This is a genomic window from Pedobacter sp. CFBP9032 (assembly GCF_034045265.1).
Lineage (GTDB): Bacteria > Bacteroidota > Bacteroidia > Sphingobacteriales > Sphingobacteriaceae > Pedobacter.
In genome coordinates, this window is sequence record NZ_JAXCWE010000007.1 from 124,006 (window position 1) to 146,435 (window position 22,430).

General features: G+C 37.0%; 16 protein-coding genes. 6 read left to right on the forward strand and 10 right to left on the reverse strand.

The genetic code is table 11. From position 1 onward, the window contains the following. Positions 1-294: 294 nt before the first annotated feature. The 6 genes from SOM16_RS14585 to SOM16_RS14610 all read right to left on the reverse strand — a co-directional run bounded on the left by SOM16_RS14585 (position 295) and on the right by SOM16_RS14610 (position 12,485). Positions 295-3,162: a ligand-binding sensor domain-containing protein gene (locus SOM16_RS14585; protein ID WP_320464729.1), complete on the reverse strand. Its 2,868-nt coding sequence runs from the start codon at positions 3,160-3,162 to the stop codon at positions 295-297. Positions 3,163-3,330: 168 nt separating this feature from the next. Next, entirely contained in the window at positions 3,331-4,278 is a 948-nt protein-coding gene (locus SOM16_RS14590) for a rhodanese-related sulfurtransferase (protein ID WP_320464730.1), read from the reverse strand. Between the two features lie 360 nt (positions 4,279-4,638). Beyond that, the gene (locus SOM16_RS14595; protein WP_320464731.1) at positions 4,639-6,225 is read right to left on the reverse strand and encodes a hypothetical protein; all 1,587 of its coding nucleotides are present in this window, start codon (positions 6,223-6,225) and stop codon (positions 4,639-4,641) included. A 505-nt stretch (positions 6,226-6,730) separates the two neighbouring features. After that, on the reverse strand, positions 6,731-9,190 hold the full coding sequence (locus SOM16_RS14600; protein WP_320464732.1) for a DUF5686 and carboxypeptidase regulatory-like domain-containing protein: 2,460 nt from the start codon (positions 9,188-9,190) through the stop codon (positions 6,731-6,733). 141 nt (positions 9,191-9,331) lie between these two features. Next, the gene (locus SOM16_RS14605; RefSeq protein ID WP_320464733.1) at positions 9,332-11,779 is read right to left on the reverse strand and encodes a DUF5686 and carboxypeptidase regulatory-like domain-containing protein; all 2,448 of its coding nucleotides are present in this window, start codon (positions 11,777-11,779) and stop codon (positions 9,332-9,334) included. Between the two features lie 316 nt (positions 11,780-12,095). Further along, on the reverse strand, positions 12,096-12,485 hold the full coding sequence (locus SOM16_RS14610) for a hypothetical protein (RefSeq protein ID WP_320464734.1): 390 nt from the start codon (positions 12,483-12,485) through the stop codon (positions 12,096-12,098). Between the two features lie 275 nt (positions 12,486-12,760). Between SOM16_RS14610 and kbl the strand changes: the two genes are divergently transcribed. The 4 genes from kbl to SOM16_RS14630 all read left to right on the forward strand — a co-directional run bounded on the left by kbl (position 12,761) and on the right by SOM16_RS14630 (position 16,295). Continuing rightward, positions 12,761-13,948 carry a glycine C-acetyltransferase gene (kbl, locus tag SOM16_RS14615; RefSeq protein WP_320464735.1) on the forward strand — a complete coding sequence of 396 codons (1,188 nt, stop codon included), beginning with the start codon at positions 12,761-12,763 and terminating at the stop codon, positions 13,946-13,948. Between the two features lie 321 nt (positions 13,949-14,269). Further along, positions 14,270-15,310 carry a phenylalanine--tRNA ligase subunit alpha gene (gene pheS, locus SOM16_RS14620; RefSeq protein ID WP_320464736.1) on the forward strand — a complete coding sequence of 347 codons (1,041 nt, stop codon included), beginning with the start codon at positions 14,270-14,272 and terminating at the stop codon, positions 15,308-15,310. After that, the gene (locus tag SOM16_RS14625; protein ID WP_320464737.1) at positions 15,310-15,720 is read left to right on the forward strand and encodes a hypothetical protein; all 411 of its coding nucleotides are present in this window, start codon (positions 15,310-15,312) and stop codon (positions 15,718-15,720) included. Before pheS ends, SOM16_RS14625 begins: the two co-directional genes overlap by 1 nt. Then, positions 15,720-16,295 (forward strand): TetR/AcrR family transcriptional regulator, encoded by a 576-nt coding sequence (locus tag SOM16_RS14630; RefSeq protein ID WP_154278774.1) that lies wholly within the window; start codon positions 15,720-15,722, stop codon positions 16,293-16,295. The genes SOM16_RS14625 and SOM16_RS14630 overlap by 1 nt, the downstream gene beginning before the upstream one ends. Before the next feature lie 4 nt (positions 16,296-16,299). On the opposite strand, the gene SOM16_RS14635 is transcribed toward SOM16_RS14630, so the two are convergent. The 4 genes from SOM16_RS14635 to carA form a co-directional block, all read right to left on the reverse strand. Beyond that, on the reverse strand, positions 16,300-16,986 hold the full coding sequence (locus SOM16_RS14635) for an XAC2610-related protein (protein ID WP_320464738.1): 687 nt from the start codon (positions 16,984-16,986) through the stop codon (positions 16,300-16,302). A gap of 126 nt (positions 16,987-17,112) precedes the next feature. Then, complete coding sequence (locus tag SOM16_RS14640) at positions 17,113-18,237, reverse strand: ABC transporter permease (RefSeq protein ID WP_320464739.1); 1,125 nt, start codon at positions 18,235-18,237, stop codon at positions 17,113-17,115. A 157-nt stretch (positions 18,238-18,394) separates the two neighbouring features. Next, a complete protein-coding gene (locus SOM16_RS14645; protein WP_320464740.1) occupies positions 18,395-19,159 on the reverse strand; it encodes an ABC transporter ATP-binding protein in 765 nt (254 codons plus the stop codon). 219 nt (positions 19,160-19,378) lie between these two features. Further along, the gene (gene carA, locus SOM16_RS14650; RefSeq protein ID WP_320464741.1) at positions 19,379-20,491 is read right to left on the reverse strand and encodes a glutamine-hydrolyzing carbamoyl-phosphate synthase small subunit; all 1,113 of its coding nucleotides are present in this window, start codon (positions 20,489-20,491) and stop codon (positions 19,379-19,381) included. A 318-nt stretch (positions 20,492-20,809) separates the two neighbouring features. Between carA and panB the strand changes: the two genes are divergently transcribed. Further along, on the forward strand, positions 20,810-21,625 hold the full coding sequence (gene panB / locus SOM16_RS14655; RefSeq protein ID WP_320464742.1) for a 3-methyl-2-oxobutanoate hydroxymethyltransferase: 816 nt from the start codon (positions 20,810-20,812) through the stop codon (positions 21,623-21,625). Between the two features lie 94 nt (positions 21,626-21,719). After that, positions 21,720-22,406 (forward strand): RluA family pseudouridine synthase, encoded by a 687-nt coding sequence (locus SOM16_RS14660; RefSeq protein WP_320464743.1) that lies wholly within the window; start codon positions 21,720-21,722, stop codon positions 22,404-22,406. Positions 22,407-22,430 lie beyond the last annotated feature (24 nt).

The following is a 22,430-nucleotide window of genomic DNA, read 5'->3' on the forward strand; positions in this document are numbered from 1 at the left end:
AGGTAGTTTATTCGCTTGTGCAAGTGAATTTACCTCAACATCATTACATCATGAGAACCATAATGGTTTACAAAAGTTTAAGACCAAATGTGATTATAGACTAAAAACACAGTTTTTGGCTTTTTAACAATATTTTAACATTAGGCTAAGTGTGAAAAGTACACGAAGGTTTTTGTGGGGTATAATTTCGGCTAATGAGAGGTAATGATGTAGTCGAAAAATAACTTGGAATTTAGATTTGGATAAAAAATGTTGTTCACGCAATCGTTGATGGAACAATTTGTAATACTAAGCTTACAGTTCCATTAAGAATTCGGTGAGGTTTTTATCGTGCGGAACCTCGAGTTTCTTACGTAATCTATACCTGCGGATTTCCACACCTCTTAAGCTGATATTCAGTAGTGACGACATCTCTTTACTGCTCATGTTCATCCGTAAGTAAGCACAAAGTTTTAAATCATTTGGCACCAAATCCGGATGTTGTGCTTTCAATTTTTTAAAGAAACTTTCGTGTGCTTCATTAAAACTATTCTCGAACAAATGCCAGTCTCGCTCATCATTCATTCCGTCATTAATTACCTTTATAATTTTTCGCGTTTGATCATCCGAAAGCTTTTTACCGTTCTCATCTTTAAGTTTTGTAATCTCATCACTTAATTTCTGCAGCAGCTCATTTTTATAAACCAACGTCATGGCAGAATTGGCCAGTTCCCTGTTTTTTGAAGCCAGTTCAGCTTGCAATTTCTCTGTTTGGAGTTTGATGATCTGTTTCTCGTTCGCCTCAGCTTCTTGTCTTAAAATTTCGTCTTGTTCGGCTTGTAAACGGTCGCTTATTTTCTGACTGTCTCTTCTAAGTTTCCTTTCATAAATCTTCTTGCCCATGATTAAAACCACAGCGAAAAAAATAGAATAAATAAGTAAAGACCAATTGTTGAAATACCACGGACGGAGAATAGTAAATTTGAAGATCGTTACATCAGTAATCGACGAGTCATTCAGTTTAGCCCTCAGCTTAAATTTATAGCTTCCGCTGGCCAGATTAGTGAAATCTTTTTCTGCGGCCTCACTCCAGTCTGACCAATCTTTAGAATAACCATCTAAAAAATATTGATATTTTACCTTAGCCTGCCTGTAATACGGTAGGGCGAAAGAAATTCGAATATTATTTCTACTGTAAGGAAGTTCTATATCACTTCCAGTTTCACTAAGCGTATGGTATTTGTCGGTAATATCGTCTATCCGCCGGATGAGTACCGATGGAAGCTTATTGGGAAGTGCTTGGTTTTGCTGGGTATTATAAATCACAAAGCCATCATCCACGCTGATTAAATAAATGGAGTTGCTGATCTTGTTAATATTTTCATAATACTGAACCATTCTTCCATCAAGTAAACTGAACTGGTTAGAATCTATTTCAATTTTACCCGGTGCAGAAAAATTCACAAGTGATGTTTTTCCATGATTAATGAACCAGTATTTCTTATCACCTGCTTTAATAATGTTATTCGAAGTAGCGAAGGAACCTAGTTTCTTATTCAGCACTTCATAGTTAGTGAATTTGTTACTTAGTTCATCGTAAGTAAAAAAACCTTTATCTGATGAGAAGACAATTCTGTTTTCCAGATTGAAAATATTTATGTTGTAGTTTCCCGGTAAGCCATTCTGTTCGTCAAAATACTTGGTACTGATTACCTTACTATAATTTTCATTTAGGGTAAGCTTATAAAGGCCTTTATAAGCATGTCCAACCCAGATATCGCCTTTATTGTCTTGCTCAATAAACCTGGATGGTGCATTGAAACCTGAAATCTGAGCAACAAATTTCAAACCTGATCCAGTAATTTTCTGATAAAGTGACAGGCCAACATAAGTTCCCTGAATTAAATAGTTCGGATTTGAGTTTAATTGCTTGATCGTCCAGCCGCCACTGGTTCTGGAAACCCAGTTAATCTGATCGCCTAAAACTTTGAATGTGCCGCTATTATGGCCACAGATCAACTCATTGTCTATAATCTTAAGTTCCCATACTTGCCCCTGCGAACCTGATATAAGTTTGAAGTTAAAGTTCGGTGCAGAATTTGGCGACCAGTCACTATAAAATAAACCTTGATTGGTACCAAGATATATTTTGTTGTTGAAGATGATGCTGGAGTAAACGGTTCCAAATTGTCCGGTTTTGTCAAAGTAGAAGTAGAGCGGAGAATTCAATTCAATCCGATCGATTCCATTATCTAAACCTGCCCAAAGATTTTGTTCATCATCAGCATATAAACTTAATACGGTATTGTTCTGAAGTCCGCTGGATTTATTGATTTTCTGAACCACATTTCCATTTTCATCTATGATAATTAAACCGTTTAAAATGGTTCCGAAGGCATAATATTTACCAAGTAGCTTTACACCATTATTAAGTTGATAAGTTTTAAGGAAATTATTGGCGGGCGTATTAAATGGACTAAAAGTTTTTCCATCGTAAATAAACAGGCCGTTTTTACTGGTGCCAATCAAAAAGCCACCATTTTTATAAGGAAGAATAGATAGAATCCCTTGTTTGCCAAGCTGATCACTTTGTGGAAGATAAACCAATTTGTTTCCAACCAATTCGTGTAAGCCATGTTCCAAAACTTCTACAAAGAAGCGATTGTTTACTTTATGAAGAAAAAGTAATGATTTTGGCGATGATACGATCGAAATCTTGTTTTGCTGATAAACAAAAATGTTGGAGAACGACTGGAAAATAACACGATCACGATCAACATAAATTTTCCAGACTTCGTCGGTAATTTTTGAACCTTTGGGCAGTAATGAAGTAAGCGAATGATAAATTAGTTTATTATCTTTTATTGCCCAGTAGCCAAATTCACCAAAGCATCCGGTATAAATTTTACCTTTGTTATCTGTAGCAACGGATCTAACAATTTGACCGTTCGGCATTTTGTGTTTTTGCCAGTATTTCCCATCAAAAGTGAGTAAACCTTCGGCATTGCCATAGTACATTACGCCCTGCTGATCTTTAGCAATACTCCAGTTCTGGTTACCGGCACCGTAAACTGCTTTTGAATAGTTTCCTATATAAGGAACACCAATACTTTTTATATCAGTACCAAAGGAATATTGGGATAAAAGGAAAAATAATAAAAACAGGCGAAGTATGCGAAACATATAATGGGATCTGATTAAGCCATTGCTTTACAAAGTAAACAAAATTAGATGAACTTGCAGAATCTCGATGTGGATGGTTCGCTGTTCAATGCTTCGTAATAGAATTAAGAAGCCTTTTGCAATGTCTTTAAAGATTGCAAAAGGCTTATGGGATATTTTAGAATGTTATTATTGTGCAATTTCCACTTTCTTAGCCACCGGCTGCGGAACTTTAACATAATATCCGGTTCCATCATAAGGTCTTTTGCGCGGATTTGTGGTACAAGCCGCTGAGCAGCAACCTTGCAATTCTTCTCCGCAGTCATCGCATTGCGTAATGTGCTCATTACATTCAGGATTGGCACAGTTAATCATTTTTGGAGTGGTTTTGCCGCAATTATAGCAAACCGATACAATGGTTGGGTTTACCTGGTTCACATCAACGGCAATCCGGTTATCAAAAACATAACACTTTCCTTCAAAATCTTTACCGCCAGCTTCTTTACCATATTTTATAATGCCGCCATGGAGCTGATAGACATCATTAAAGCCATGGTGTAAAAGTAATGCCGATGCTTTTTCGCACTTAATGCCGCCTGTACAATACGTTAGAATCTTTTTGTCTTTATATTGGGCAAGCTGGTTGATTTGTTCAGGAAAATCGCGGAAATTTTCAATGTCTAACGTAATGGCATTTTTAAATTTACCTAAATTGTGTTCATAGTTCGAACGCACATCCAAAATCACCACATCTTCATCATCCTTCATGGCCATGAAATCTGCAGGTTCCAAATGTTTGCCTGTTTGTTCGTTCGGGTTAATGATGGATGTATCTCTTAAACCTGAATGCACAATTTCAGATTTATAGCGGCAATGCATTTTTAAAAAGGATGGCTCTTCTACTTCATCAATTTTGAACTCGGTTTTTGCAAAACGCTCATCTGCATGTATGGCTTTCATGTAAGCCTCGCAAGATTCCGGCGTGCCGGAGACGGTGCCATTTAAACCTTCATCGGCCACGATAATACGGCCAACTAAATTTAACGATTTACAAAATTTAAGGTGATCTGTAGCAAATTGTGCTGCATCTGCTATGTAACTATAGCAATAATAAAGTATGGTTTGATATCTTTTCATAACGCTGTTGATACCGCTGCAAACGGCGTTTAAAGCGGTGCAAAGATAAAGAATAATCCTGAAGGTAGAAATAATCTCTTTTAGAAGTTAAATATCATTGCGCTCAATAACAATTCTGCCCGATATATTTTGTTAGCTCAAGCACATGAAAATCTTTACAGGTTTCAAAAACCTACTTCGGATTGTAGTCTAAATGGTATTTGTTTAATAAAAAATGCCCCTCAAAGATTTTAACTTCTTGGGGGGCATTAACTCATTGAATCTTGATTGTATCAGTTATTATATTGAATATAGTGTCCCTATATGTTTATACAATTCTTTCTAGTAGATCTAGCTCAATTAAGATTATAGATTTATAAGTTAAATTACAGCTACATTTGCTTTAAATGTTTTAATTATGGTCTGTTTCGGTGACCCATCTTTAGGAACTACATCAAAAGATACTCGTACACCGAATGCTGATGGTTTCGCTATTGACTTATTAGGAACAAGCGACATAAACCCTATTCCAATACTTAAAGGGTCAGAGGCAACTAATCCATGACTTAAGATATCTTCTTTTTTTGAAGAAGAAACTTCATAGGAATAGGGTAGCTTTGGTATTTCTAAGATTTTTTCAATTTCAAACGCCAAAATTTCATATCTAATATTACTAATTGTAGCATCGGATAAAACTGCAGGATTAAATATTAAATTAAAAGAATTTTTATCAATTGTGTAAGTATCAAATGAATTATATCCTTCTTTTCTTCCATTACGAGGATCGGGTTCTCCAATAGGTGGTACTGGAAGGATAACTCTAGTATCTGTATGCTTTTCGAGCACCTTAGGCTTGCCGTCAATATAAAAAACTCCCATTGGGATATTATAGGCCGGGTAAAAAGTTGCTGCTTGGTTATTGTTTAATGTGCCTGGAATAGCGAAAGTATTATCAAAAATCTGACTGCTCACTTCAGAACTTCCATTTACTAAAATGCTAGTATTAAGTGTCAAAGAAACTTTTTGATTGGTTGTTGTCCTTTTTGTAAAGCCAAATATGCCATTTAAGAATCCACTTATAGTTCCGCCTAAACCATTTGAAACTGCACCTGCTACTGTTGTTTCTTTTTCTTTTAAGAATCCACCGATTCCTCTGGCTACAGAACTACCACCCAATGAAAGAGCAGTGTTGACGAAAGTATTTGTTAATGCCCCAAAAAAATTCGTTTTGGAGGATGGTACAGCGATTGTTCCATTTAATTCACCTCCTTGAGTGCCATTCAGAGTTATTCTAGCTATACTATTAGGGTTTATTTGCCACTGCATAGTTGTAGTCGGATAAGCCGTAGTAGCTGTAGTCCTATCATAAGCGATTTCAAACTCGGCGGCATACCACGAGCCGGTAGCTGAGACTTGATATGGCTGAAGCTGCGTAACCGCTGCTTGATTTGTATTATAATCAGTAATGTCCGATCCTGAAAAATTTAATGCTGGTGACGCCGCAGCACCCGGGCCATTAATAGATAATCCGCAGACAATGTTATTTGCAGGATAGTTTTGCCCAGGTGCAAAATAAAAATAGCTCCTCAAAACACCCCTGTATTTATTGTAAAGCATAAAATATGATGGGTTTAAAACTGCACTAGTAGTGAACGTATTATAAACCAATTCCCAGCCGTCAGATTTTGCGTAGTCGTATATCATATCTTGATCGATTTTAATGCCACCCAAACCGGACTGCCATGGTACTGGTACAATTGCCGCGTTGGGAGGAGATGGCATAAAGGAAATATTTTCCCAATCAAGTGGATAGGAGGGCGTTCCGGATAATAGTAGCGAACTTAAAGATGCATTCATGACTTTCGATCCGCTGTCATAGGATAAAGTCTCATTTGTAGCGATTTTTTTACAGCTAAAGTTTAAGAATGTCAGTCCTATTAACAGGATAATAGTAAAGGATTTTTTCATAGGTAGATTTAAATTTACGTGATTGTAAAGTTATAATTTTAATTAATATATTCAAAATGACGTCCTACCGAATAGGAGAATTCTCCTTTAATAAAAACTTATATAGTTAATGAATATGTAGATATTAATAATTACATTTTCTTAAAAGACAATAGTATTAATAGTGTATTTTTTGTTCTAATGATAGTGTCGTCTAAACCATTAGCATATCGCAATATGACAAATGATTGCTATCCGAATCAGTCGATTATCAAAGTATTTGTCGCATCGGAATGCTTTTAAAATTTGAACTTGTTGTGTCTAAAATCAGCTCCATTTGAGGTGGTGAGGTAAAGGCTGATAAGATATCCTAAGAAATTTTATTAGAAAAGCTAGCGAAATGCTTTGCAACATATTATCGGCATTTAGCGCTCATTTACGATCAAATAATAGTTCAGTATGTTTAATTTGAAGAGTTAGGTTTATCAATCATCGCATTTGTCGAAAAATTAATGTAAAACGATTGTTAAAACCCATATGATAATTTAAAACCCTGTTCTATTCTTTTATTCGAATCGAAGGCATAACCATAGTCAATTCTAAAGTTTAACCTTTTAAAGCCGAAGTAAAATTCGCTGTAATTCCTTTTTTCCGGGGAAGTAAGGTAAGCGCCTCCGATAATTTCCTCCACTTTTAATCTTCTTAGAAGTGGTATTTTACTGATGAAGAAAGAACCAAAATTATGTTGGTAGTGTGCTTCAAAATATTGTTTGGTAGTGCTGAATAAATAAAAATCCAAAAAATGGAAGTTCCGTACATCCGCATCAAAAATTAAGGACTGATTTGCCCTGAAGTGTTTCCAGTCTGGATAATATAATTGTTTCGCATTCAGAAACTTTCCTGCGCCGATTAGTAAAGATGATTTTCCTAAGAGTAAAAAATGTACATCTTTCTGGAAAATCTCTGCAGATAGAAAATCATAATTTACATCAGAGTTAAAGAAATTTGGTATTCCCTTTTTATAGGTAATTTCCAGGCGTGGGTACTTGCTTTCTACATAGAAACGTCCGTCGGGCCGGGTAATGTATTTTTGTGCAATGGTATAAGCCAGTGTTCCACTAATAATAAAGCCCGTGTGTTTTGGAAAGAGCAGGCTTTGGTTGTCCAAAGGTTTAAAAGGATCATTTGCCGTAAATTCGTTTGTTTTACCAAACGTTAGAAAACTTGAATTTAACAGCGCTTCCCGTTCTGCGAAGTCTGCCGTAATTTTGAGTTCGAAGCTAGGCGCAAATTCCCTGCTGGCCTGAAGATTCAGATAACGCCTTTCGTAAAATTTAGAAATGTTTCTCCCAAAAACCAATGCATTAATACTATTACGAAATAGGTTGGTTTGCCTGAGCGAATTCAAATTCGCCACCTCTGTTCCAAAGCCAAAGCTAATTGTTCCATTTTTAATAGGATCGTAAAAATACTTCGCCTGGATATTTCCATTAAAATGCCTGTTACCAAAGCCATAGCGCACTTCTGGCCTTACCGAATAGTAACGGCCATCATCAAAGCCCTGCCTTAACGAAACCGCATACCTTAGAGCAACTCCTTCGATGGTATTGTAGAACACGCTTTTAAAAATAGGATCGTAAGTAATGCTTTTTTTGTTATAACTATGATAATATACGTAGGGGGTAATGAGGATTTGGGTAAGGTTAAATTTGTTTTTTACATTATCAACCGAATCAAGGTATTTTTTAGATGACTTTAACCTGCTTACGCTATCCTTTTTTAAATAATTTGTACTTTCTTCCACAGTTAAGGGCACTGGCCGAGATTTTGCCCAGTATAATGAATCCTTCTTGTTAGAAGAACTGTTTACCCGCAAAATTTCATTGCTAAAGAAATGTTTGTTAAAAGCCGGTTCAACATTATAGTTTTTATAAACACCAACTGCATAGCCTGAAAATTTGAAACCCAAAACCTTACCTTTTATGTCAAATTGAACGGATGATGGAACGGCTATTTTATTAATTAAAACCAGTTGTTGCTTGATATTTAAAGTATCTATAAACTCAATTCCCGATTTTTTGGTGAGAAATAAGTTTACTGAATTTAAGCGCCAGCTACCATTTGTGATGTAGATTTCGCCCGTAAATGCAGGATCGCTGGTTCTTTTGGGTTTAACTTCTATTTTACTGATGGTTTGCCCATCATCGTCTTGATTAGTGCCCAGCAATTTGAAATGATAATAGGAGAAGGCATTGTCTGCAATTGGGGAAATAAAACCCCGAACATTCATCTTATCTTCTAATACTACGTTTTTATAAAAATTAATGTTTAAATCTGATGCTTTGTTAAAACTGAAACCATTGTCATTTCCGGCAACTTTAGACGATACCATCACTTCTTTGATTTTATTTTCCTGTTGAAAATCAAGTTTTGATACTGTTTCAGAAAGATAAATAATTCCCTCACCTTTATCATTAAGGTCTAAAATTTTAGCTACATCACGTCCGAAAAATTTCTTTGGTGAAGAAAGTAGCTTTTGCATGCCTTTTGTATACACTTCACAGGTAAAGGCTTTTACTTCATTGAGATAAATTTCCCTGTTTTTAATGGCTTTTCTGATAATTTCATCGGCAGCATTTTCATGGTGATTATTTCTGCCAATCACTACATCATTTAAAGTAAATACCTTTGAAACCAGTTCTATGTTAAGCGATTTATTGTCGAATAAATTAATACTGAGCAATTTGGATTCAAAGCCTACCGCGGTAAACAATAAATCCGTTTTGCCTGGTGGAAGGTTTAACTTGTAATTCCCTTCTATGTTAGATGATGTACCCTTTGTAGTTGTGTTAACGTAGATAGTTACAAAAGGAACTGGGTTCCCGCCTCCATCTGTAACTCTGCCTGTTAATGTAAATAATTGTTGTGCCTGTGCACCAAATCCCCCTAAAAAAGCTACAATAAATAGCTTCAAAAATAACCTCATTCAGTATGTCAAATCTTTGTCATGAAATATAGTGAGAATATTGCGTTAAAGAAAATTTAATGTTTTAATAATATAGCAGATTAATCAATAGTATTCCTTTTTATTGATCCGTAAAATTATTAAAATGCAGATCAAAAGCACTTAAAACCCATAACTTATTCTAAAGCCCTGGTTTATTTTTTTGTTTCCATCGTAAGAAAAGCCATAACTTGCTCTTAATATTAAGCGTTCTAATCCGAAATAAAACTCTTTATAATTTTTCTTATCCGGCTGGGTTAAATAGTTTCCGCCAATATATTCCTGCAATTTTAACTTTCTTAGCAAAGGAATTTTATTGGTGAAGAACCCAGCGAAATTATGCTCGAGGTGTGCCTCAAAATATTCTTTATCCGTACTGAACTGATAAAAATCAAGGAACTGGAATTTTCTGATATTTGGAGGGAAAATAGTAGAAATGTTACCCGAAAAGTGCTTAAACTCCGGGAAATACATGTTACTGTTGTTTAAAAACATGCCTGCACCTGCCATAAATGAGGTGTAGCCCCATAAACCTAAACTAATGCGGTCCTGTAAAGCCTCTACCTTCACAAAGTCATAATCTACATTGCTTCCTAGTAAGCCATTAAAGCCTTTTTTATATAGCACCGTAATTTTGGGAAAAGATGATTCCATATAAAACTTTCCATCTGGCCTGGTGATGTATTTCTGCCCGATGGTATAGGTTAAGCTGGCGGTTGCACTTACAGAAGTATAGGTAGGGAACAGTGGGGTTTCTACTGTCGGACTAAAGGGATTGTTCGAAGTAAACTCTCGTTCCTTATTATCGAAGAATTTAAAATCAGTGTTATTAGTCAGGTTGTGATTTCTACTATAATCTATTGCTAAGCTTCCCTGTAAACCGCTGGCGAGTTCCCTGCTGGTATTAATATTAACAAAACTTTTTTCATAAAACTTGGCAAAGTTCTTTTCATACAACAGAGAATTGATCATATTACCGATAGTGGTCATGGATCCTAAATTATTCAGGTCGAAAATTCCATTACCCGCAGATCCACCAATGCTAGCTTTTTTTAGGGGATTGTAAAAATAATTTCCCGTTAGGCTCGCCGTTAGTTTTTGATTGGCAAACCCATATCTCGCCTCCGGCCTGATGGTGTAAGAAACATTATTTTCGAATTCCTTTTTGTAGGTAACACCGTATTTTAGCGTCAAACCTTCAACGGTATTGTAGAAAATGGCTCTTAATACCGGATCGAAAGTATAGGATTCTTTATCATAACGATCATTAATGCGGTAATGCTGAAGAAGTAGTTTACCTAAAGTGAAGTTATTATTATCCTTTTCCAAAGAGTCGAGGTACTTTTTAGATTCCTTGAGCTTCGCCAGGCTATCTTTTTTAACGTAGTTAAATTTTTCGTCTGCAGTGAGGGGAATAGGACGGTTATTATTCCAATAAATAGAATCTTTTTTGTTTACCATTTGGGTAACCTTTAAGATTTCGCCATTGAAAAAGTTTTTAGGGAATTGTGGATTAAGGTTATAATTGCTATATACACCGATATAATAGCCTGCAAATTTAAAACCAAAGATATCACCATTGAATTGAAAATTGACACTCGTAGGCATGTAAACATCTTGTACTTTGGTAAACTGCTGATTAATGTTCAACGTATCAATAAAGTTGATGCCCGCATTTTTAGTTAAGTATAAGTCTGTATTATAAATCCGCCAGTTTTCATCAGTAATATAAATAATGCCTCTAAATACCGGATCGTTCTCTCGGCGGGGAATAACCTGGATTTTGTGAATCAACAATCCGTTTTCGGTTGATTCGCCCAGCAATTTGTACCTATAATAAAATAAAGCATTATCTGCTATTGGCGAAATAAACCCTCTTGCGCTCAATTTATTTTCGAGCAGATAATTATCGTAAAAATTGACAATCAGATCTGAAGCCTTATTAAAACTAAAGGCATTATTCCGGCCTGCTATTTTAGAAGAAATCATTTCTTCATGAACATCATTCGGCCTTCTGAAATTGAACTTGCTTTGCGATTCTGAAAGGTAAATAATTCCTCTTCTATTGGTATCTAGTTCCATTACCTTCTGGATATCTCTTCCCATAAACTTTTTAGGTGCAGCTTTTAAGCGCTGTACGCCTTTGATATAAACATCGCAGGCAAATGCTTTAACTTCATTAAGGTGCTCTTTTCTCTTGGCGATGGCCTGCCTGATAAATGCATAAGCAGGATCTTCTGCATTGGCTTTAATGGTTACGTTATCAAGTGTATAGCTTTCTGAGGATAAATTTACATCAAGGGAAACATCAGCAGTTAAATTAATAATATTCTCTTGTTGTTTGTAGCCAACGGCCCTGAAAGTTAGCGTGTATTGACCTTTCTTTAACTTCATGGTATATTTTCCATCTACATTCGCCGAGGTACCTGTAGTTGTATTCTTTAAATAAACTGATGCAAAAGGAACTGGCTGGCCACCCGAATCACGAATTGTGCCCGAAATGATATGTTGCTGAGCCACAGCAAAATTAGTAAAACCGCAAAACAGAAGGAGTGCGTAAATTTTGAACATATTAATAATTTGTAAGCTATAAATATCGAATAAGTTTTAACAGTATACAGATTTGCGGTGTTAAAGTTTGTTAAGAAGAAGAAAAAGTTTATAAATACTATTCAGCATCTAATATTTCGACATAAAATATGGTTGCCTTTTATGCTAGTTAAAAGCGAATCAGTTTGAATTATTTTGAAGGATCGCCCATAGCTGATACGTTAGCAATATATACGTGATTTCAAGTTGATGTAGTTTTTGAATTGGAAACGGGCAGCGGAGATTACTCAGCACGCTATAGAGAAGGAATTTGGGCCCTGCCAATACCTAGTATGAGTCAGTTTTTAAATGTCTGTGATCTTCGGATCATCAAAATTCCAGCGAATGCTGCCGGTATTAGTAAAAAAGCAATCCAACCATCAATAGGGCAGTTTAATAATCGATAGTCGACTGATACTCCTGTTCCGCCAAGACTTAGCAGGCCTATTGGACATGAAGAAGAACCTGTGGTATTCTGTACGAACCTGGTATATTGTGTAGTTGTTGTTGCATTGGCTGGACAAGTTTCCGATAATGGTGATGTCCATCCAAACGCTCCTGTTGGTGGATTTCTGTAAATCATCCCACCACTTCTGCAACCCTTTAAGACCTGAGAAAATGCATCTTCAAAAGAAAAAGTGCTGACTATTAGTACAAAGAACCATTTAAATTTTCCGGACAGGCACATAACGAAACGCTGTTTTGTAAATATTGAATACTATATTATTGTAGTTCTAAATTACAGGTTTATAGCGCTGCATAGTCGGTTCATTGTGTTCATTTTGAGGTGTGGAGCCATCAGGTGCATTCTCAGTCTATTCATTTTATTAAAATAATTCACTATTCATCACTATTAATTACTCATTTATCATATGGCGGTTAAGGCAGAATTAAATATGGCGACGCCGATAAAATACCTTATCGTTTTTTATAACTTTGGAGCCATAATCAACATTAAAAGTCATGTACAAAACATTACAACCTGTTCTTCAGAAAGAGCTTGAAGAAATTGAAAATGCGGGATTGTTTAAACGCGAACGCATCATTATTACGCCTCAGGGTGCTGATATTAAAGTAAGCGGAGGTGCAGAGGTGATCAACTTTTGTGCAAATAATTATTTAGGCCTTTCTTCACATCCAAAAGTGATTGAAGCGGCTAAAAAAGCAATCGATGATCACGGTTATGGCATGTCATCCGTTCGCTTTATTTGTGGTACACAAGATGTTCATAAAGAGTTGGAAGCTAAAATATCTCAATTTCTGGGTACAGAAGATACCATTTTATATGCAGCGGCTTTTGATGCAAATGGAGGCGTTTTTGAACCATTATTTAATGCTGAAGATGCCATTATATCTGATGAATTGAATCATGCATCCATTATAGATGGTGTTCGCTTATGTAAGGCACAGCGTTTTCGCTATAAAAATGCGGATATGGAAGATTTAGAAAAACAGCTGATTGCTGCGAAAGATTGCCGCCATAGAATTATTGTTACTGATGGGGCTTTTTCGATGGATGGGTCAGTGGCGCCGTTAGATAAAATTGCAGATCTGGCAGATAAATATGAAGCATTAATTATGATTGATGAATCTCACTGCTCTGGCTTTATTGGGAAAACCGGGCGTGGAACGCATGAGCATTTTAATGTAATGGATCGGATTGATATTATTACAGGAACTTTAGGTAAGGCACTAGGTGGTGCTTCAGGCGGTTTCACATCAGGTAGAAAGGAAATTATTGATATGCTGCGTCAACGTTCTCGTCCTTATTTGTTTTCCAATACATTAGCTCCGGCTATTGCTGGTGCATCTATTGCGGTTTTAGATATGTTAAGCGAAACCACCTCGCTAAGAGATAAATTAGAGCATAATACCAGGTATTTCCGCGAAAAAATGACTGAAGCAGGATTCGATATCAAGCCCGGTTTCCATCCAATTGTTCCGGTAATGTTATATGATGCAAAGATAGCGCAGAGTTTTGCTGCTAAAATGCTCGATGAAGGCATCTATGTGATTGGGTTCTTCTATCCGGTTGTGCCACAAGGTAAGGCGAGAATCCGTGTTCAGCTCTCTGCGGCACATGAGCAACATCACCTGGATAAAGCTATTGCTGCCTTTACAAAAGTAGGTAAGGAATTAGGTGTGATTTAAATTCACTTGATGTGCATAATAATCAAGAAAGCCACTTCATGTGGCTTTCTTAGTTTAGGTTCATTTTATTTAACCTAACCTAATGGGTAGTGTCTCACCAACCCAAGTAAATTCTCGTTAATACACAAGTTTTTCAGTTGTTGTAATTCAAACCCGCAGATGGAAATTTAAACTCCATTTATCTCTATCATTTTTTAGAAGGCCACTTCATATGACTTTTATAAGTTTTGGGTTCATTTTCATTTGTGACGATATTGTAAACAGAATTTTTGAACCTGTTAAGGTTAAATTTTTAAGATATTTTGCCGTATATTTGAACCCATGTTGCAGGATAAGATCACACAATACACGGAGAAAATTAATGCTTTCGTAACCGAAAAAGCAGATGAATTAGAGCAGTTTCGTATCAAATATTTAGGAAGTAAAGGCGTTATCAAAGAAATTTTCGACGAATTTAAGTCCGTTTCTATTGAAGAAAAAAAATCATTAGGTAAGGTTTTAAATGAGTTTAAACAACTTGCCGAATCAAAATATATCACATTAAAAGAAAGTGCGGAAAGCAGCCAATCTCAAGCTGCGGTAAATGAGCAAGATTTAACGCTACCGGGAGAAGGTTTTGAAATTGGTTCTCGTCATCCTTTAGCATTGGTTCGCCGTGAAATTGTAGAGATTTTTGCCAAGCTTGGTTTTACAGTTGCAGAAGGACCAGAAATTGAAGATGATTGGCACAACTTTTCTGCATTGAACTTCCCGGAAGAGCATCCGGCAAGAGATATGCAAGATACATTCTTCATTAAAAAAGGTGGAGAGAAAGGTGATATCGCGCTCAGAACACATACTTCATCTGTACAGGTACGGATGATGGAGCAAGGTCAGCCACCATTCCGGGCAATTATGCCAGGACGGGTTTACCGTAACGAAGCAATCTCTGCAAGGGCACACTGCTTTTTCCATCAGATAGAAGGATTATATGTGGATGAAAATGTATCATTTGCAGATTTGAAGCAAACCTTATTCTACTTCGTTCAGGAGTTGTATGGCGAGGGTACAAAAGTACGTTTCCGCCCATCATATTTTCCCTTCACAGAACCATCTGCAGAAATGGATATTTCTTGTACCATTTGTAAAGGTGCTGGTTGCCAACTTTGTAAATACAGTGGTTGGGTAGAAATTTTGGGCTGCGGAATGGTAGATCCAAACGTTTTGGAAAACTGTGGGATTGATGCTGAAAAATATAGCGGCTTTGCTTTCGGGATGGGAATGGAAAGAATTGCCAACTTAAAATATGTAATTAAGGATTTACGGTTGTTCTCTGAAAACGATGCGCGTTTCTTAAAACAGTTCAAATCGGCCTTAATTTAATGATGAAGTATTTATACAGTTTGCTTTTTGTTCTGGTTTTAATATCCGGCTGTGGGAAAGAAGAAAACTATGTGCCGGATGTAGTGGTTAATTATAATGTTACCCTTACTCAATTTAGTTTACAGGCAAAAAACGGAATATTATTAGTGCCTAATCAGGGGGTGGCCGGGTTAATGATTGTTAGATTACCGTCAGGTGGTTTTGCCGCTTTTGATCGCTGTAGTACCGTTAATCCTGAAAAAAAATGTGCTATTGTGCCCGATGATGGAGGTATAACTGCTACTGATCCATGTTCTGGCGCAAAATTCTTACTGCTCGATGGTACGCCGCAAAAAGCACCTGCAGAGAAAAATCTTAAAGTTTACAACATTTCCCTTCAAGGAAATACGTTATTAAATGTAACCAATTAATGGAAGCTGAAAAAATAAAAGAAACAGTAAAAAAGGCTGCCAAAGAACTCTTTAGAAAATATGGTTACCATAAAACCAGTGTAAACGAGATTGCTAAAAAAGCCCGGATAGCTAAAGCGACCATATATAAATATTTTGAAAGCAAAGAACAGGTTTTAGATAGCATCCTCATGGATTACCTGGATCAAAATCTGCATGAAATCATCAACAACAAAGTGAGTTATGGTTCTGAAGAAGAACACTTAAAAGCTTTGGTGATGAAAACCAGCCGACTTTCTTTCACCGCTTGTAATGAATTTATCGGATGGGATTTTGTTCGTGAAAACGCCAATTCACAGGAGTTTTTGAAGCATTTATCTGATCAGTTGGAAGCATTGTTGCTTGCGGCCTATCTGGAATTAGATAACTTTAAAAATAATCCTGCCAGAAGAGAAGGACTTGCTTTCTTGTTAAAGGCTAGTAAAAGCATCGTATTCTCATTTGCATTTACTTCGGTAAGTGATTCTGATGTGAGAAAGAATTTTGTAAGTTTCCAGAAAGAGATTCTACCCTTTTTGGTAAAAGCCGCCCTGTAGGTTTTTACTGCTCGGCGTAATAATCTTTGGTTTTAAATCTTTGGATGGTTTTTTGCATTTTGCCGCCAATCAACTTTTGAGTAATTACCGTAACATTATCACCGATGCTGGAATCTTCAATTACTGAGGCCACTTCGGTTAAACCTTTTTTTGTATTAAAAGTGTAACTGGTTGTTTTATGATAGCAACAGCCGCTTTTTTCTTCCACACTAATTTGTTTCTTTTTACGATCGACATCAAACATGCCTAAGTGCTCACTTGCCAGTTTGGTAAAGTTTTTATCCAATACGAATTTTCTGTCTTTGCTTGCCAGATAGACGTCATAAGAGGGACTGGCATAGGCGCCACTATTTCCATTTCTTATCGCCAGGTCTTCAAGGCCATCAAAGTTAAAATCTCCAAAGATGAGTGGACTTTGATATTTACCAAGATCAAGCCAGCCAATTCGGGCATCTTGTTTATTTGTTAGATTAAAACCCAGGTCGTCAGAATGAAAGGTTTGAATTTCATCTCCCGAGATTTTGTCGTAAAGTGCAATTGTCGCTTTTCCTTCACAATGCCCATCTGCACAATCGGCCACATATAGCTTTGCATTATACTCATTAGAAGTATTATTTGATAAAAATTTGAATTGTGCAGAAGCGTTGAGAGAAATAAATAAGGCCGCGCAAATGATCAACAGATTTTTCATTATACAAAAGTACCTGATTCGTTTCAAGTTAAAAGTTAAAAAAAGTTAATGATTTAGAATCCTATTGCAGTTTGTTCGTTAAATGGTCATTCACTTCAACTCTGGTATGATTCATCTTTCCGGCAACTATTCCCATTTAAAAACCTTCACTGCCACTGCATAGATTACAATTCCCCAGATCAGTAAAATCATGATCTGAAATTTCACATCCCATAAGCCCATTCCTTCAAAGGCAACTTTCCGCATTGCATCATTTAAATAAGTTAGTGGTAAAGCCCTGCTGATGGGTTGTAACCAGGTTGGAAAAGCTTCAATAGAGAAAAAGGTTCCAGATAGTAAAAATTGTGGTAAAGTGATGATATTGGAAATAGGAGGGACCATACTTTCGCTTTTGGCAACACCTGATATAATAAAACCAAAGCCCATAAAAACAATAATCCCCATCGTTGCCAATACCAACATGTTAATCACCGTGATGACGCCATGAACGAGTGTAAAACCAAAGAAGAAATGACCAAGAACAATAATAAATAAAGCACCAATGAGCGCGAAACCTATTCTGGCTATGCCTTCACCTATTACAATGCTCGATCGCTTAACTGGGGTAGCGAAGAAACGTTTAATGACCAGCGTTTGGCGTAGGCTTAAAAAAACGAAAGCTGTACCAAAAACACCCGTACTTAATAAGGAAAACCCAAGCTGGCCTGGTAAAATGAAGTCGATTGTTTTATATTCCCTGCCGGTGATGGTACTTTCTTTAATTTCGGCAACAGTCGGTTTCAGGGTTTTATCATAAAATAAATTATTTAGAACTGATTTTAGGATGCCTCCTTTATCCCGGGATGCAGATGTGTAGACTACGTTAACGGAATAAGCTGGCGCATTTACTTTCCTGTGGACATCAATCATGGCATCTACGTTCCCTTTTTCGAGCAACTTAGCAAACTCCTCTTTTGATTTGTCTTTAACCAAACGGATCATTCCTGTCTTTTCCAACATGGCTACCACTGGGTTGTTCACGTCAGATCCGGGAGAAATCCCTACATCAATGCGGGTTCCGCCACCACCCAGAAATCCAAAAACTAAAATGAAAATCAGCGGGAAAGCCAATGTGAAAACCACTGCGGAAGGGCTTCTCATAATGGAACGGAAACTTGCCTTAGCCAGTGCTAAAGTTGCTTTAGTGTTGCTGTAATCCCCCACCGCCCTCAAAGGGGCCTTTTCTGTTCCATTATTAATGTTTCTTTGCATAAATATAGTGCTGAATTCTTTTAAATTTTATATAAACGCTAGTGTTTTTCCATTTCACCACGAGAGGCTATTATGGCACCTACTTTATTTTATCTTACCAAAATACTAGATTTTACGCCTGTATTTCCTCTTGGGTTTTCGTTTCCCTTTTAGAGGGTTATTCCCGCCATTCTTTTCCGGTAAGGCTGATAAATACATCTTCCAGATTGGCTTTTTTAACTTCTTTTTTCCGTTCGAAACCACTGTTTACCAACTGATCAATCAGGTTATCCGGCGTATCAACCGCAATGATTTTCCCGCGTTCTACAAAAGCAACCCGGTCACAAAGTTGTTCTGCCTCATCCATATAGTGAGTAGTGATCACAACAGTTGTCCCGGCATTTCTGATCTGAATAATCAAGTCCCATAAATTTCGCCTGGCCTGTGGATCTAAACCCGTTGTTGGCTCATCAAGAAAGATAATTTTGGGTTGGTTGATGAGCGTGGTAGCGATAGAGAAACGCTGCTTTTGTCCGCCGGAAAGCGCTTTATATTTTGCTTTTGCTTTATCCTGGAGGTTAACTTTCTCCAACATTTCCATCGGTTTGATATCGGCGCCATATAAGCCCGAGAAAAGCTCGATCAACTCAATTAGATTTAAGTTTGGGTAATAGCCTGCGGCCTGCAGTTGCACGCCAATAATTTGTTTAATCGCGTTTGCATGTTGATCAACAGATAAGCCATCTACCATGATTTCCCCCGAAGTTTTCTCCCGCAAGGTTTCAATAATTTCCAACGTAGTGGTTTTGCCAGCACCATTCGGACCTAAAAGGCCAAAAATTTCATTTTCATAAACTTCAAAACTTAAATCCTGAACTGCAATGAAATCATCGTACTTCTTTACCAGGTTTTTAACGCTGATAATGGCTTTATTTGTTTCCATAAGCGAAGATAAGGAGCTTTAAATGAATTGAACGTGAATTTGATCAGTAAATAGAAAAATATGATAAAATAAAAATGCGAATCAGGTTAGATTCGCATTTTTTATTTTAAAGCTGAAGGTTAAAAGTAAAGAGCCTGGGTGCCGAAGCGTGAACCAGAAAATATATGGTGTTATTATAGATCGCAATTTATAACAAATAGACCTATAACCCGCAACCAACTACCAAGCCAGTTTGCCTGTCATTACATCAACGAAATCATCAAATAAATAACGGGAATCATGTGGGCCTGGAGAAGATTCAGGGTGATATTGAACAGAAAATGCTTTTTTACCTTTCACACGGATGCCTTCTATAGATTTATCGTTCAGGTTAATGTGGGTGATTTCCACTTTATCAGAGTTTCTAACCTCATCCGGAACAACGCCAAAACCGTGGTTTTGCGAAGTTACTTCACAATGGTTTTTAATGATGTTTTTTACCGGATGATTTAAGCCGCGGTGACCGTTAAACATTTTCATGGTACCGATGCCATTTGCTTCTGCTAATAACTGGTGACCTAAGCAAATCCCAAACAGTGGTTTATCTTCTTCCATAATCTCCTTAATGGTTTCTACAGCATATGGCATTACCGATGGATCACCAGGGCCGTTTGAAATAAAATAACCATCCGGACTAAACTCTTCCATTTCCGCAAACTTTGTTTTTGCCGGGAAAACTTTTACGTAAATATCGCGGTTTTCAAAGCTGCGTAAGATATTTTTCTTTATGCCCAAATCTAATGCTGCAACCTTTAGATTAGCATCAGGGTTCCCGAAGAAATAAGGTTCGGTGGTACTCACTTTAGAAGAAAGCTCTAACCCTTCCATTGATGGAACTTCAGAAAGCTTTTGTTTCAACTCATCAAGGTCTGTAATTTCTGAAGAAATAATGGCGTTCATGGCACCCTTATCTCTAATGTGGCGCACTAAAGCACGGGTATCAATATCAGAAATGGCAACCAGGTTATCATTCTGGAAATAATCCTGAATAGATTCTGTAGCTTGCTTACGGCTGTAAACAATGTTATAATTTTTACAAACCAGACCGGCAATTTTAATCGAATCAGATTCGATTTCTTCTTTCTGGATGCCATAATTACCAATATGCGAATTGGTTGTAACCATGATCTGTCCGAAATAACTTGGGTCGGTAAAGATTTCCTGGTAACCTGTCATCCCGGTATTAAAACAAATTTCGCCAGTAGTGGTGCCGATTTTTCCGGCCGCTTTGCCGTGAAAAACAGTGCCATCGGCCAGTAATAAAATCGCAGGTAACTTGGTGTAGTTAGTCATGGTAATTACAATATGGATTTTGAGTTGAAAAAGACTTGAAAAAAGGGTTTCTCTCAGCAATTAAGCTGTTTTTGCGGAGTGCAAAAAAAGATGAATAAATCCCTTCCATTTCGGGGTACAAAGATAGGGTTTATGAATTGAAATCTAAAGAAAAAAGTAAAATAAGGTTTAAGGTAGGAGCAGAAATTACTGAAGCTGATAGGCACAGGGCTTGATTTGATTAAAATTGATTTTGACTAAAATGCTTTAGCCTTTTACCTGTAGTCTTTCGGCTTAATTAAAGAAAAAACAATACTTTTGGGCAACAAAATAAAACCCATGTCGGTACATAAAGAAATTAAAAGAATAACCACACACATTTTGCAAGAGATGAAACAACGTGGTGAAAAAATATCCATGTTAACGGCTTACGATTATTCCATGGCAACTATTTTAGATGATGCCGGATTGGATGTTTTACTCGTTGGCGATTCAGCTTCTAATGTGATGGCTGGCCATGAAACTACTTTGCCAATTACCTTAGATCAGATGATTTACCATGCTGCATCCGTAATCAGGGCAGTTAAACGTGCTTTTGTGGTGGTCGATTTACCTTTCGGTTCTTATCAGGGAAATTCTAAAGAAGCACTGAATTCTGCCATCAGGATTATGAAAGAATCTGGTGCGCATGGGGTAAAATTAGAAGGTGGTGAAGAAATTATCGAATCTATTCAACGTATTATTACAGCTGGTATACCTGTAATGGGGCACCTGGGTTTAACGCCACAATCTATTTATAAATTTGGAACCTACACGGTTCGTGCGAAGGAAGAGGAGGAAGCAAATAAGCTTAAAACTGATGTTCTAGCCTTGCAAGCCGCTGGCTGTTTCGCCATTGTATTGGAAAAAATTCCGGCTAAATTAGGAACAGAAGTTACTGAAAGTCTGCATATTCCAACAATTGGCATTGGTGCCGGTAATGGTTGCGATGGTCAGGTTTTAGTAGTGAATGATATGATTGGCCTAACCAAAGGTTTTAAACCTAGGTTTTTACGTCAATACATTAATTTATACGATGATATTTTAGGTGCAGCACAATCTTATATCCGTGATGTAAAAAGCAATGATTTTCCCAGCGAAAAAGAACAGTATTAAGTTTGGAGTTGTGAGTTTGGAGTTTCCAGTCCTGAGTCTTTAGTCAGAAGCTATTAACTCGCTAATCTTCTAATCCAACTAAACCCATAACCCTATGCCCATTACGGATAAAGACATACTTTTTGAAGATAACCATTTAATTGCCATTAATAAAAGGGCAGGGGATATTGTGCAGGTTGATGAAACCGGCGACGAACCTTTGGATGAGCAGGTAAAAAAATATATCGCCAATAAATATAATAAGCCGAATGGTGCATTTTTGGGTGTAGTACATCGTTTGGATCGGCCGGTGAGCGGCGTGATTCTATTTGCCAAAACCAGTAAAGCTTTAGAGCGAATGAATGCCGCTTTTAAGAACCGCGAGGTGAAGAAGACCTATTGGGCCGTGGTTAAAAATAAGCCTGAGGTTGAATCCGGAACTTTAATTCACTGGTTAATTAAGAACCCTCAGAAAAATGTAGTTACCTATTATAAAACAGAAGTTCAGGGATCTCAGCGTGCAGAATTGTCTTACAGGTTATTAGCTAAAGTAGGTGAATATTATTTGATCGAAGTTGATCCGCTTACTGGCCGCTCGCATCAAATCAGGGTTCAGCTTTCTTCTATGGGCTGTCCAATCGTGGGCGATAACAAATACGGCTATCCTCGCGGAAGCAGAAAAGGAAGCATTTGCTTACATGCCAGGAGACTTCAATTTCTGCATCCGGTAAAGAAAGAACCTGTAAATATTTTCGCCAAACTGCCTGTGGATGGCTTCTGGGAAAGATTCGAGAATATTTAAGCTTCTCAATACTCCAATAATTTA

Coding starts and splice junctions, on each gene's coding strand:
- SOM16_RS14585 (WP_320464729.1), bottom strand. CDS start 3,162: ATGTTTCGCATACTTCGCCTGTTTTTATTATTTTTCCTTTTATCCCAA.
- SOM16_RS14590 (WP_320464730.1), bottom strand. CDS start 4,278: ATGAAAAGATATCAAACCATACTTTATTATTGCTATAGTTACATAGCA.
- SOM16_RS14595 (WP_320464731.1), bottom strand. CDS start 6,225: ATGAAAAAATCCTTTACTATTATCCTGTTAATAGGACTGACATTCTTA.
- SOM16_RS14600 (WP_320464732.1), bottom strand. CDS start 9,190: ATGAGGTTATTTTTGAAGCTATTTATTGTAGCTTTTTTAGGGGGATTT.
- SOM16_RS14605 (WP_320464733.1), bottom strand. CDS start 11,779: ATGTTCAAAATTTACGCACTCCTTCTGTTTTGCGGTTTTACTAATTTT.
- SOM16_RS14610 (WP_320464734.1), bottom strand. CDS start 12,485: ATGTGCCTGTCCGGAAAATTTAAATGGTTCTTTGTACTAATAGTCAGC.
- kbl (WP_320464735.1), top strand. CDS start 12,761: ATGTACAAAACATTACAACCTGTTCTTCAGAAAGAGCTTGAAGAAATT.
- pheS (WP_320464736.1), top strand. CDS start 14,270: ATGTTGCAGGATAAGATCACACAATACACGGAGAAAATTAATGCTTTC.
- SOM16_RS14625 (WP_320464737.1), top strand. CDS start 15,310: ATGATGAAGTATTTATACAGTTTGCTTTTTGTTCTGGTTTTAATATCC.
- SOM16_RS14630 (WP_154278774.1), top strand. CDS start 15,720: ATGGAAGCTGAAAAAATAAAAGAAACAGTAAAAAAGGCTGCCAAAGAA.
- SOM16_RS14635 (WP_320464738.1), bottom strand. CDS start 16,986: ATGAAAAATCTGTTGATCATTTGCGCGGCCTTATTTATTTCTCTCAAC.
- SOM16_RS14640 (WP_320464739.1), bottom strand. CDS start 18,237: ATGCAAAGAAACATTAATAATGGAACAGAAAAGGCCCCTTTGAGGGCG.
- SOM16_RS14645 (WP_320464740.1), bottom strand. CDS start 19,159: ATGGAAACAAATAAAGCCATTATCAGCGTTAAAAACCTGGTAAAGAAG.
- carA (WP_320464741.1), bottom strand. CDS start 20,491: ATGACTAACTACACCAAGTTACCTGCGATTTTATTACTGGCCGATGGC.
- panB (WP_320464742.1), top strand. CDS start 20,810: ATGTCGGTACATAAAGAAATTAAAAGAATAACCACACACATTTTGCAA.
- SOM16_RS14660 (WP_320464743.1), top strand. CDS start 21,720: ATGCCCATTACGGATAAAGACATACTTTTTGAAGATAACCATTTAATT.